General features: G+C 73.2%; 9 protein-coding genes. 8 read left to right on the top strand and 1 reads right to left on the bottom strand.

From position 1 onward, the window contains the following. Positions 1-40: 40 nt before the first annotated feature. The gene (locus tag ABEB17_RS13395; RefSeq protein ID WP_345717180.1) at positions 41-3,226 is read left to right on the top strand and encodes an ATP-binding protein; all 3,186 of its coding nucleotides are present in this window, start codon (positions 41-43) and stop codon (positions 3,224-3,226) included. Here the strand turns inward: ABEB17_RS13395 and ABEB17_RS13390 are convergent. After that, on the bottom strand, positions 3,206-4,024 hold the full coding sequence (locus ABEB17_RS13390; protein ID WP_345717179.1) for a DUF1028 domain-containing protein: 819 nt from the start codon (positions 4,022-4,024) through the stop codon (positions 3,206-3,208). The two genes, ABEB17_RS13395 and ABEB17_RS13390, sit on opposite strands and share 21 nt — an antisense overlap. A gap of 117 nt (positions 4,025-4,141) precedes the next feature. On the opposite strand from ABEB17_RS13390, the gene ABEB17_RS13385 reads away from it, so the two are divergent. The 7 genes from ABEB17_RS13385 (at position 4,142) to ABEB17_RS13355 (ending at position 12,557) form a co-directional block, all read left to right on the top strand. Continuing rightward, entirely contained in the window at positions 4,142-5,164 is a 1,023-nt protein-coding gene (locus ABEB17_RS13385) for a 6-phosphofructokinase (protein WP_345717178.1), read from the top strand. Positions 5,165-5,359: 195 nt separating this feature from the next. Beyond that, positions 5,360-6,559, top strand: a complete 1,200-nt coding sequence (locus ABEB17_RS13380; RefSeq protein WP_345717177.1) for an ROK family protein — start codon at positions 5,360-5,362, stop codon at positions 6,557-6,559. Positions 6,560-6,576: 17 nt separating this feature from the next. After that, entirely contained in the window at positions 6,577-8,055 is a 1,479-nt protein-coding gene (locus ABEB17_RS13375) for a sugar ABC transporter ATP-binding protein (RefSeq protein WP_345717362.1), read from the top strand. Positions 8,056-8,201: 146 nt separating this feature from the next. Further along, positions 8,202-9,140, top strand: a complete 939-nt coding sequence (locus ABEB17_RS13370) for an ABC transporter permease (RefSeq protein WP_345717361.1) — start codon at positions 8,202-8,204, stop codon at positions 9,138-9,140. A gap of 139 nt (positions 9,141-9,279) precedes the next feature. After that, positions 9,280-10,347 (top strand): substrate-binding domain-containing protein, encoded by a 1,068-nt coding sequence (locus tag ABEB17_RS13365; protein ID WP_345717176.1) that lies wholly within the window; start codon positions 9,280-9,282, stop codon positions 10,345-10,347. Positions 10,348-10,379: 32 nt separating this feature from the next. Beyond that, complete coding sequence (locus tag ABEB17_RS13360) at positions 10,380-11,528, top strand: Gfo/Idh/MocA family protein (RefSeq protein WP_345717360.1); 1,149 nt, start codon at positions 10,380-10,382, stop codon at positions 11,526-11,528. 21 nt (positions 11,529-11,549) lie between these two features. Further along, positions 11,550-12,557: a sugar phosphate isomerase/epimerase family protein gene (locus ABEB17_RS13355; RefSeq protein ID WP_345717175.1), complete on the top strand. Its 1,008-nt coding sequence runs from the start codon at positions 11,550-11,552 to the stop codon at positions 12,555-12,557. Positions 12,558-12,676 lie beyond the last annotated feature (119 nt).

Genomic DNA, 12,676 nt, shown 5'->3' with positions numbered 1-12,676 from the left:
TCCTCGGGCATCGGCACGAGTGAGCACTACGCTCGCGCCGATGCCCGAGCTCGCGTACCGGCTGCTCGGCGGGCTCGAGGTCGCCTCGCCTGCCGGGCGCCTCGACGTGGGTCCGCGCAAGCAGCAGGCCCTGCTCGCCGTCCTGCTATTGCAGTCCGGCCGCACCCTGTCGCTGGACGGCCTGGTCGGCGCCGTCTGGGGGGCCGACGCCCCCGAGCGGGCCGAGGCCTCGGTGCACTCCTACATCTCCACGCTGCGCCGGGCGCTCGAGCCGGACCGCAAGCCCCGTGAGCCGGCGAGCGTCCTCGTCACCCGAGGTCAGGGTTACGCGCTGGTCGCCGCCCGCGACCAGGTCGACGCGTGGCGGTTCGAGGACGCGGTGGCGGCCGCCCGGACCTGCTCTGCCGCAGGTGACCTGGACGGTGCCGCCCGGCTGGTGGCAGGTGCGCTCGGCGACTACGCACCGCTGCTGCCGGACTTCGAGGACGACGAGTGGAGCCGGCCCGACCGAATCCGGTTGGAGCGGGTGCACGCGGCCGCGGTGCGGCTGTCGTACGACGTGCGCCTCGGCCGCGGTGAGCACCGCGCGCTCGAGCCCGAGCTGCGGGCGGCGCTGGACCGCGACCCGCTCGACGAGGAGGTCGCCGCGCTGCTGGCCGTCGCGCTCTACCGCAGCGACCGCCAGCGCGAGGCGCTGCAGGTGCTGGCGGACTGCAAGCGCGCCCTCGGCGACCAGCTCGGGGTGGACCCCGGGCCGCGACTGCGCCAGCTCGAGCTGGACCTGCTGTCCCACGCCGACCACCTGGCGGTGCCCACCTCCGAACCCACACCGGTGCCGACCGCCGCCCAGCCAGCGGGCCACCGGTCACCGCCGGGGAGTCCCGCGCTGGTGGGCCGGGACGCTGAGCTGGCGACCCTGACCGACCTGGTGTCCAGCGCTGCCGACGGTGGTCGGGTGGCGGTGGTCGAGGCCGAGGCCGGTGGGGGGAAGACCGCCCTGCTGGACGCCCTGGCCGCGGCGGTGCACGAGCAGGCGGACGTCGTGTGGGGTCGTTGTGCTCAAGGCCCCGGGACGCCGACGCTGTGGCCCTGGAGCCAGGTGGTGGACGTGCTGACCGGCGGGGCGCCGGGCTCGACCGTGCTCGCGGCGCTGCTGCCGGGACGGCCCGGGGAGTCGCCCGAGCCGAGCGCCGCCTTCCGGCAGGCCGGTGACCTGGTGTCCTTGCTCGGCGACCGGGTCCGGCGACGTCCGCTGGTGCTCGTCCTGGACGACCTGCACTGGGCGGACGAGGCCTCCACCGCGCTGCTCGCGCAGGTCGCCACGCGGCTACCCGCCGGAGTGACCCTGTGCTGCGCGCTCCGGCCACCCGGCCAGCACGCACCGGCGCACCTCGTCGCTGCCCTCGCGGCGCTCGCTCGGGTGCCGGGCCAGGCCCGGGTGGACCTGCCCGCGCTGGGCCCCGACGAGGTCGCGGCCCTGCTGGCCGTCGAGCTGGGCACCTCGCCGGCCGGCGGCACCGTGCAGGCCGTGCTCGCCCGCAGCGGCGGCAACCCGTTCTTCGTGCGCGAGCTGGCCCGGGTGGTGCAGGCACGGGCCGAGGGGGAGGACGTCGTGGTGCCGGCGTCGGTGCGGGACGTCGTCCGGACGCGGCTGGCGGCACTGCCCGAACCCACGGTCGTCCTGCTCAGGCTGGCCGCCGTGCTGGGCCGGGACGTGGACCTCACGGTGCTCGCAGCGGCGAACGGGTCGACGCTGGACGAGCTGCTCGAGGGCATCAGCCCGGCAGTGGACGACGGCGTGCTCGTGCCGCACCCGACGCGCGTCGGGATCTGGCGGTTCAGCCACGACCTCGTGCGCGACGCGGTGGTGGACGGCGCCGGCGCGCTGATGCTTCCCCGGCTGCACCTGCGGGTTGCGGACGCCCTCAGCCCCGGCCGCGCGCCGGAGGGCCCCGGGCAGCCGGACGCCGAGGCGGCGCCGCCACTGGCCGCCGAGGCGTTGGCGCACCACCTCTGGTCGGCCGGACCGCTCGCCGAGCCGCGCCGCACGGCGTCGGCCCTGTTGGCGGCGGCGCACGCCGCGCTGGCCAAGCACGCGTACGCCGCAGCCACCCGGCACCTGGAGCTCGCCATCGGGGTGAGCTCGTCGGCGGGGCTGGACGATCTCGAGCTGGACGGCATTGCGCTGCTCACGACGATCGTCGGAGTCCAGGCCGGGTACATCGGCACGGACGACGCGCTGCTGGCGCGCGGTGAGGAGCTGGCCGAGCGGCTGGGCCGGGTGCGCACCGGCGTCGAGCTGGTGTACGCCCGGTGGGGCGCGGCGTCCCAACGCGTCGAGCTCGACCGCAGCGCCGAGCTGATCGCGCGGCTCGAGGAGCGAGCCTCCGGCAGCGCCGACCCGGTGGTCCGGCTGTACGCGCTGCACGCGCGGGGCATCGACCGGTGGGACCGCGGCGAGATCGGTGAGTCCCGCGTCGCGTTGGACTCCGCCGCCGACCTGCTGGCCGAGCTCGACGAGGGTGAGCAGCGTCCCGTCCTGGCCTACGACGTCCGCCTGCTGTCGCCGGCCTTCCGCTCCCTGGTGCACACGCTGACCGACGACCTGGACAGTGCGCACGCGATCCAGCAGCGGATGCGCACGCAGGTGCAGGGCGACCCCTACGGCACGGTCGTCTGGGCCCAGTTCACCGCCAACGCGGCCTCGCTGGAGGGGGACGTGGAGCGCACCCTGGCCGCCTGCGCCACCGGACTGGCGGCCGACCCGGACGGCGCCTTCGCGTTCCTCGGCACCATGCTGCGCAGCGAGCAGGCGTGGGCGCGCGGCATGCACGGCACACCGGACGACGCGCGGGAGGCGCTGGCCGAGGTGGCCCGCCTGGACGAGGTGCTGCTGGAGATGGGCGCCAGGACGGGCGAGCACGGCACGCTGCTGATCCGCGCCTACCTGCACCTGGCGTCAGGGGAGCCGACCCAGGCGCTGGCCGCGCTGGACGAGGCCGCCGCATCGGCCGACCGCTACCAGCAGCGGCCGAACGAGGCGCTCGCCTCCGTCGTGCGGGCCCGGGCGCAGCTGGCGCTCGGGGTACCGGCCGTGGACGTGCACGCCACCCTGGCCGAGGGGCGCCGGCTGGCCCAGCGGACCGGGGCGCTGCTGTTCGCCCGGCGGGCCGACGAGCTCGCCGACCAGCTGCACGCCCTCGGGTCAGGTGCGGCCGAGGCGTAGCTGGTCGAGCACGACCGGGTCGATGGAGCCCGGACGCAGCCGCATCTCGAAGTTGGCCGAGCCGGCCCAGGTGTCCAGCAGGGCGTCGAGGTCGTCGCCCGCGTGGCCGAGCTTGGCCAGCAGTGCGCGCACCTCGTCGGCGACGGCACCTTCGAGCGGCAGCAGGGCGTCGGCGTCCGGCTCACCGAAGTACAGGTCGTGCAGGTCCACCAGCTTGACGAGCTCGGGGACCGGGTCCGGGTGGTCGTCGACCCGCAGGTCGTACTCGGTGTCGTCGCCGCCGTACCCGGCGCCCGGCCGGCCCACCAGGAGTGCGGCGCTCTGCCGGCCGCGGCGGTCGCCGCCCGCGGCGTCCCCGGCGGACAGCGCGGCGAGCAGCCGCCGCACGAGCGGCTGGCCGGCGGACGACGCCCACGCGGCCTCCATGGCCTCGACCACCTGCTCGCCGACGAGGATGTTGCCCTGCACCGCGTAGTCGTCGCCGGCCCGTCCGCCGGCCCAGGCGTGGCAGCTCGGCCCCGTGAAGCTGGTCCCTCCCGACCCCGACACGACGCCCACCTGGCGGTCGTCGCGGCCCTCGTCGTCGTCCGTCAACCGCTGCACCGTCTCGGCGCTGGTCGCTCCCGCCGCGAGGAGCGCGAGCCCGGCGCCGCGGTACGCGAGGTTGGCGTAGGCCTGGGTGGCCACGGCGCCGAGCCCGGCCCGCGCCGCGGGGACGGCGGAGCCGACGGCGAGGAACTTGCTGGCGACGGCCACGCCGTAGGCGTCTCCGTCGCGGCCCACGATCGAGAAGGTCATGGCCGGAACAGTAGTGGCGGACCAGGACGACGCCCGGCCCGGGCGCGGTTGCGCGGCGGCGTCCGATGGGTGGGCGAGCCGTCGCCGTCCGGGGCGTCCCGCCGCTAGGGTCGCCGCATGCGCATCGGAGTACTCACTGGAGGCGGGGACTGCCCCGGCCTCAACGCCGTCATCCGCGCCGTCGTCCGCAAGGGCAGCGGCCTCGGCCACGAGTTCGTGGGGTTCAAGGACGGGTGGCGAGGCCCCGTCGAGGGTCACACCCGCCCGCTGACCCTGGACGACGTCGAGGACATCCTGGCGCGCGGCGGGACCATCCTCGGCTCGTCCCGGACCAACCCGTACAAGGTCGACGGCGGCGTCGACCGGATCCGCGACAACTTCGCTGCGGCCGGCGTCGACGCGTTGATCGCGATCGGCGGCGAGGACACCCTCGGGGTGGCCAAGCGGCTGACGGACGACGGGATCGGCGTGGTCGGCGTGCCGAAGACCATCGACAACGACCTCGGAGCGACCGACTACACGTTCGGCTTCGACACCGCGGTGGCCATCGCGACCGAGTCGATCGACCGGCTGCGCACCACGGCCGAGTCGCACCACCGCGCGGTGGTGGTCGAGGTCATGGGCCGGCACGCGGGGTGGATCGCGCTGCACTCCGGGCTGGCCGGGGGAGCGGACGGCATCCTCATCCCCGAGGTGCCCTTCGACCCGGCGCAGGTCTGCGGCTGGGTGCAGTCGCGCTTCGCGGACGGCCGCTCGGCGCTGATCGTGGTGGCCGAGGGTGCGGTGCCGCAGGACGGCGCCGAGGTGCTGACCACCGGCGAGGTGGATGCGTTCGGGCACGTGCGTCTCGGCGGCGTCGGTACCTGGCTGGCCGGCGAGATCGAGCGGGTCACCGAGCGCGAGACGCGCGCCGTCGTCCTCGGTCACACCCAGCGCGGTGGCACCCCGACGTCCTACGACCGGGTGCTGTCCACCCGGTTCGGGCTGGAGGCCATCGCGGCCGTGCACGACCGGGACTTCGGGAAGATGGTCGCTCTGCGCGGCACCGACATCGTCCGGGTCCCGCTGTCCGAGGCGACCGCTGAGCTCAAGACGGTGCCCGCGGAGCGCTACGCGGAGGCGGGCGTCTTCTTCGGCTGAGCTCGAGCGCGCCCTCTCACGTCCGAATGGATCGCAGCTGTTGCTGCGATCCATTCGGACGTGAGGGGTGGGTCGGCGGTGCTTTGGTAACAACCCGACACGACTTCTGCTGAGAATGGCAAAAGGTATTGCACTCTTGGGTCAAAGCGTCCTAGGGTCGCCCCGATCGGCCAGCGATGGCCCGAAGGGACGACGATGACCCTGCAGCGACCGGAGAACCGGCACCAGGTGGCCTTGCTGCGCCGCCTGCGTGACGAGGGTCCGCGCTCGCGCGCCGAGCTGAACGACGGCGTCGACCTGTCCCGGTCGAAGCTGGCCGCTGAGGTCGACCGGCTGATCGAGCTGGGACTCATCGAGGCCACCGGCCTGGCCGCCTCGCGCGGCGGCCGTCGCTCGACCGCCCTGGCGCTCAGCTCCCGCACCCGGCTGCTGTGCGTCGACATCGGGGCCACGTCGGTCGACGTCGCCCTCGCCGACGCCGAGCTGAACGTGCTGGCGCACGTCCGCGAGGACGTCGAGGTGCGGCTCGGACCGGACGTCGTCATCGACCGCGCGCTGGACCTGGCCCGCAAGCTGGTCGCCGACCAGCCGGGCACCGTCCTGGCGGGCGTGGGGGTCGGCGTCCCCGGCCCGGTCAACTTCGACCGCGGCGAGCCCGTGTCGCCGCCGATCATGCCCGGCTGGAACGGCTACCCGGTGCGCGAGCGGTTCGCCACCGCGCTGGGCTGCCCGGCCATCGTGGACAACGACGTGAACATCATGGCGCTGGGCGAGAAGCACGCCGGGATCGCCCGGCGCGCCAACGACTTCCTGTTCGTCAAGATCGGCACCGGGATCGGCTGCGGTGTGGTCATCCGGGGCGAGGTGTACCGCGGGGTGAACGGCTCGGCCGGCGACATCGGGCACATCCAGGTGGACGACGAGGGTCCGGTCTGCACGTGCGGCAACTTCGGCTGTCTCGAGGCCCACTTCGGCGGCGCCGCGCTGCGCCGCGACGCGCTGGCCGCAGCCCGCTCGGGGCGCTCCGCCTTCCTCGCCGACCGCCTCGCCCAGGGGGTCACGCTGAGCGCGATCGACGTGGGTGCCGCCGCGGAGGCCGGAGACCCGCACGCCACCGCGATGGTCCGCGAAGGCGGCCGGGTGCTCGGTGAGGTGCTGGCCGGACTGGTCAGCTTCTTCAACCCCGGCCTGGTCGTCCTCGGCGGCGGGGTCAGCCAGCTCGGTCACGAGCTGCTCGCCCAGGTGCGCAGCGTCGTCTACCAGCGCTCCCTGCCGCTGGCCACGGGCAACCTGCCGATCGTGCTGTCCGAGCTGGACGACGAGGCCGGCGTCATCGGGGCGGCCCGGATGATCAGCGACCAGCTGTACTCGACCCTGCCGGGGAGCCGGTCGTGAGCGGCCTGCTGCTGAGCATGCGCGGCATCGTCAAGGAGTTCCCGGGCGTGCGCGCCCTGGACGGCGTCGACCTGGACGTCGATGCCGGCGAGGTGCACTGCCTGCTCGGCCAGAACGGCGCCGGCAAGTCCACCCTGATCAAGGTGCTGGCCGGCGCCCACCGCCCGGACGCCGGTGAGATCACCTGGCAGGGCGAGCCGATCACCCTGGCCTCGCCGCACGCGGCCGACACCGCGGGGATCGCCACCATCTACCAGGAGCTCGACCTGGTGCCAGGCCTCACGGTCGCCGAGAACATCGTGCTCGGCCACGAGCACGCGCGCTTCGGCTTCAGCCGCCCGGCCGACGCCGAGCGCCTGGCCCGCGGGCTGCTGGACCGGCTCGGGCACCCCGAGATCTCCCCGCGCCGCGAGCTCGGCCGGCTGTCCGCCGCCGGCCAGCAGATCGTCAGCATGGCCCGGGCGCTGTCCCGCGACGCCCGGCTGATCGTGATGGACGAGCCGTCCGCCGTGCTCGACCCCGAGGAGGTGCGCGGGCTGTTCGACGTCATCCGCGGGCTGCAGGCCGATGGTGTGGCCGTCGTGTACATCTCGCACCGGCTCGAGGAGATCCGCGAGATCGGCGACCGGGTCAGCGTTCTCAAGGACGGCCGAACCGTGGCGCAGAACCTGCCGGCCCGCAGCACCCCGACGGCCGAGGTGATCCGGCTGATGACCGGCCGCAGCATCGAGTACGTCTTCCCGCCGCGCGACGGCGACATCGGTGACGTCGTCCTCCAGGTGGACGGGCTCAGCCGCGGGCGCGAGTTCGCGGACGTCAGCTTCAGCGTGCGGGCCGGCGAGGTCGTCGGCATCGCCGGGCTGGTGGGCTCCGGCCGCTCGGAGATCCTCGAGACGGTGTACGGCGCGCGCAAGGCGACCGCCGGGACCGTCCAGGTGGACGGGCGCCGGCTGCCGGGCGGGTCCGTGCAGGCGGCGGTCCGGGCCGGGCTCGGTCTGTGCCCGGAGGAGCGCAAGTCCCAGGGCCTGCTGCTCACCGAACCGGTGTACCGCAACGTGTCCCTGGCCAGCATGCGGCGCTTCTCCTGGGCCTCGTTCGTCCGCGAGCGGGCCGAGGTCGAGGCTGCCCGCGAGGTCACCGAGCAGCTCGACGTCCGGCCCGCGGACCCACGCCGTCCCGCCAGCACGCTGTCCGGCGGCAACCAGCAGAAGGTCCTGCTGGCCCGGTGGTTGCTGCGCGGCTGCCGCGTGCTGCTGCTGGACGAGCCGACCCGAGGCGTGGACGTGGGCGCCCGCACCGAGATCTACCAGCTGATCCACCGGCTCGCGGCCGAAGGCGTCGCCGTCGTGCTCGTCTCCAGCGAGGTCCCCGAGGTGCTCGGCATGAGCCACCGGGTGCTCGTCCTGCGTGAGGGGCGCGTCGTGCACGAGGCCCCGGCCGGCGAGCTGGACGAGAGCAAGGTCCTGGACCTCGTCATGGAAGGGAGCGCGGCGTGAGCGAAGGTCAGAGCAGGTCGACCGGCACCTCGACCGGACCCGAGCCGGACGCCGTCACGGCGCACGTGCCGGACGCCGACGAGCGCAGCCGCGTCGAACGGGTCGCCCGCGAGGCCGGGCAGCCGGCGTCCCGGTGGTCCCGGTTGATGGACAGCAGCGTCGGGCGCAACCTCGGCCTGGTCGGTGTGCTCGTGATCCTGTGCATCATCGGGGTGGCCACCGCGGACACGTTCGCCACCCGGTCCAACGTGCTGACCATCCTGACGTCGTCCTCCGTGATCGGCGTCATCACGGTCGGCGCGACGTTCGTCATCATCGGCGGCGGCATCGACCTGTCCGTCGGCAAGGTGATGGCCCTGGCATCGGTGTGGGCGACCACCGCGCAGACGCAGTCCTACGGCCCGTGGGTCATGGTGCTCTGCGCCGTCCTGGTCGGCATGGGCTGCGGGCTGGTCAACGGCGTGCTCATCGCCTACGGACGGGTGGTGCCGTTCATCGCCACGCTGGCCATGCTGATCACCGCGCAGGGCCTGGCCGAACGCATCTCCCGCAAGCAGAGCCAGATCGTCACCCAGCAGGCCATCAACGACATCGCGACGAGGCGCTGGTTCGGCGTGCCGGTCCTCGTCTACATCTTCGCCGCGGTCGTCGTGGTCGGCTGGATCGTGCTCAACCGCACGACGTTCGGCCGGCGCACCTTCGCCATCGGCGGCAACGCCGAGGCCGCCCGGCTGGCCGGGGTCAACGTGCAGCGGCACACCGCGGCGCTGTACGTCGTCTCCGGCCTGTGCGCCGGGATCGCGGCCATCATGATCGCCTCGCTCACCACCACCGGCTCGAGCACCCACGGCACGCTCTACGAGCTCGACGCGATCGCCGCGGTCATCATCGGCGGCACCCTGCTCACCGGCGGGCGCGGCACGCTCGTCGGCTCCATCCTCGGCGTGCTGGTCTTCACCACCATCACGAACCTGTTCGTCCTCAACAACCTGGCCACCGAGGTCCAGAACATCGCCAAGGGCGTGATCATCGTCGCGGCGGTGCTCTTCCAGTCCCGCGCCCAACGGACGTCGTCCGTCACCTAGCCCAGACCCCACCACCGCACCGGTCCGGCGCACCCGCGCCGCGGCCCTACCCCGTCACACCTGTTCTCGCGCAAGCCTTCCGCACAGCACCATCTACACAGAACCTCCCGCACAGCCCCTCTCGAACAAGGAGCGTGTCATGACCGAACCGCAGCTCTCGCCGTCCTCCCTCGGACGCCGTGGCTTCCTCCTGGGCGGTGGCGCCCTGTCCGTGGCCGCGCTGGCCGCCTGCACGAGCAACTCCAAGGACGACGCTGCCAGCACGGCGAACGTCGCCGTGGCCGCCGGTGACAACGCGGCGAAGGGCAAGCAGGTCACCATCGGCTTCTCCGCCCCCGCAGCGGACCACGGCTGGATCGCGGCCATCGCCAACAACGCCAAGGCTCAGGCCGCCCAGTACGAGGACGTCACGTTCGAGCCGGTCAACCCGACGAACGACATCGCCCAGCAGATCGCCGCGGTCGAGACGCTGATCAACAAGAAGGTCAGCGTCATCGTGATGCTGCCCAACGACGGCAAGCAGCTCACCGCGACGGCCCTCAAGGCCACCGCAGCCGGCATCCCGGTGATCAACCTGGACCGGATCTTCGACACGCCGCTGGCGTACCGGACCTGGATCGGCGGCGACAACTACGGCATGGGCGTCAGCGCGGGCAACTACGTCGGTGCCACGTTGAAGGCCAAGGGCGTGGCCAGCCCGATCATCGGCGAGATCGCGGGCATCGACAGCCTGCCACTGACCCAGCAGCGCAGCCAGGGCTTCAAGGACGCCCTCAAGACGTTCGGCTTCTCGGTCGGGCCGCGCCAGGCGGCGGACTTCACGGCGGCCGGCGGCCAGCGGGTCGCGGCGAACCTGCTGCAGGCGGCTCCCAAGTTGGACGCGCTGTGGAACCACGACGACGACCAGGGCATCGGCGTGCTGGCGGCCATCAAGCAGGCCGGGCGGGACGAGTTCTTCATGGTCGGCGGCGCCGGCTCGGCCAACGCCATGCGGGACATCAAGGCCGACAACACGGTGCTGAAGGCGACCGTCACGTACAGCCCGTCGATGGCGTCCAGCGCCATCTCGCTGGCCCGCCTCGTGGCCCAGGCGAAGGGGATGTCGGACCTGGTCGAGAAGGAGGTCCCGTCGTCCATCACCCTCAGCTCGGCCACCATCACCAAGGCAAACGTCGACACCTACCTGCCGCTGGGCTTCGAGTCGTGACCCCGTCGGGGGAGGGGCCCCTCGGCGTCGGGATGGTCGGCTACTCCTTCATGGGTGCGGCGCACTCGCAGGCGTGGCGCAACGCGGGAGCGTTCTTCGACCTCCCGCTGCTGCCTGCGATGAATGTGCTGTCCGGTCGCGACACGGCGGCGGCCGGGGCGGTCGCCCGAAGGTTCGGCTGGGGCGACGTCGTCGGGGACTGGAAGGAGCTGCTGGTCCGCGACGACGTCCAGCTCGTCGACGTCTGCACGCCCGGCGACACGCACGCCGAGATCTCGATCGCGGCGCTCGAGGCCGGGAAGCACGTGCTCTGCGAGAAGCCGCTCGCCAATTCGGTCGCCGAGGCCGAGGCCATGGTCGCAGCCGCCGAAAGCGCTGCGGCGCAGGGCGTCCGGTCGATGGTGGGGTTCACCTACCGCCGGGTGCCGGCCATCGCGCTGGCCCGCCGGCTGGTGCAGCAGGGCCGGCTCGGCACGATCCGGCACGTTCGGGCGCAGTACCTGCAGGACTGGCTCGCGGACCCGGCCTCGCCATTGACCTGGCGGCTGCAGCGCGAGCGCGCCGGATCCGGTGCGCTGGGCGACATCGGGGCGCACATCGTCGACCTGGTGCAGCACATCACGGGGCTGACGGTCGGCTCGGTCACGGCGGCGACGGAGACGTTCGTCACCGAGCGGCCGCTGCCGATCGAGTCGGCCGGCCTCGGCGGGCGCGGCGGCGACGAGATGGGTGCGGTCACCGTGGACGACGCGGCGGTGTTCCTGGCCCGGTTCGCGGGTACGGCGCACCCCGGGGCGCTCGGCGTCTTCGAGGCCACTCGCTTCGCCAACGGGCGCAAGAACGCGATCCGGATCGAGGTCAACGGCAGCGACGGGAGCCTCGCGTTCGACTTCGAGTCGATGAACGAGCTGTCCTTCCACGACGCCACGCTGGATGCTGAGACGGCGGGTTTCCGGCGCATCCTGGTCACCGAGCCGCAGCACCCGTACGTCGGCGGCTGGTGGCCGGCGGGTCACGGGCTGGGCTACGAGCACGCCTTCACCCACCAGGTGGTCGACCTGATGAACGACCTGGCGGGCGGGCGGGAGCCGGCGCCCTCGTTCGCCGACGGTCTTCAGGTGCAGCGGGTGCTCGCCGCCGTCGAGGCCTCCGCCGGGTCCGGTGCCTGGCAGCACGTCTGAGCTGATCCGAGAGGGAGCGACATGGCACGACCGATCACGCTGTTCACCGGCCAGTGGGCCGACCTGCCGTTCGAGGAGGTCGCCCGGCTGGCCGGCGAGTGGGGCTACGACGGGCTCGAGGTGGCCTGCTGGGGCGACCACCTCGACGTCGTCCGGGCCGCCGAGGACGACGCCTACGTGCGCAGCCGGCACGACATCCTGGAGCGCAACGGCCTGAAGGTCTTTGCGATCTCCAACCACCTGTCGGGCCAGGCGGTCTGCGACGACCCGATCGACGAGCGGCACCGCGGCATCCTGTCGCCGCGGGTCTGGGGCGACGGCGACCCAGAGGGGGTCCGTCAGCGGGCGGCGCAGGAGATGCAGGCGACGGCGCACGCGGCCCGGGCGCTCGGTGTCGACACGGTCGTCGGGTTCACCGGCTCGAGCATCTGGAAGACCGTGGCGATGTTTCCGCCGGTCCCGCAGTCGATGGTGGACGCCGGGTACGCGGACTTCGCCGACCGCTGGAACCCCATCCTGGACGTCTTCGACGAGGTCGGGGTGCGCTTCGCGCACGAGGTGCACCCGTCCGAGATCGCCTACGACTACTGGACGACGGTCGCGACGATGGAGGCGATCGGGCACCGCCCGGCGTTCGGGCTGAACTGGGACCCCAGCCACTTCGTCTGGCAGGACCTGGACCCGGTGGGCTTCCTGTGGGACTTCCGGGACCGGATCTACCACGTGGACTGCAAGGACGCGAAGCGCCAGGTCGGTAACGGCCGCAACGGTCGGATGGGCTCGCACCTGGCGTGGGCCGACCCGCGCCGTGGCTGGGACTTCGTGTCCACCGGGCACGGCGACGTCCCGTGGGAGGCGTGCTTCCGGATGCTGAACACGATCGGCTACGACGGGCCGATCTCGGTGGAGTGGGAGGACGCGGGGATGGACCGGCTGGTCGGAGCACCTGAGGCGCTCGAGCTCGTGCGCCGGCTGGCCTTCGACCCGCCGGCCGCCTCCTTCGACGCAGCGTTCAGCACGGGAGACTGACCGTTCAGTATCCGGACCGCGCGCAGGGGGCGCGGTCCGGGGACCTACCCTGAGGTCGTGAGTCTCGACAGCCTGCCCACGGAGCCGACCACGGTGCCGACGACGGACCCGACGACCCC

The organism is Angustibacter luteus (assembly GCF_039541115.1).
Lineage (GTDB): Bacteria > Actinomycetota > Actinomycetes > Actinomycetales > Angustibacteraceae > Angustibacter > Angustibacter luteus.
This window is presented reverse-complemented; position numbering and strand designations above follow the sequence as displayed.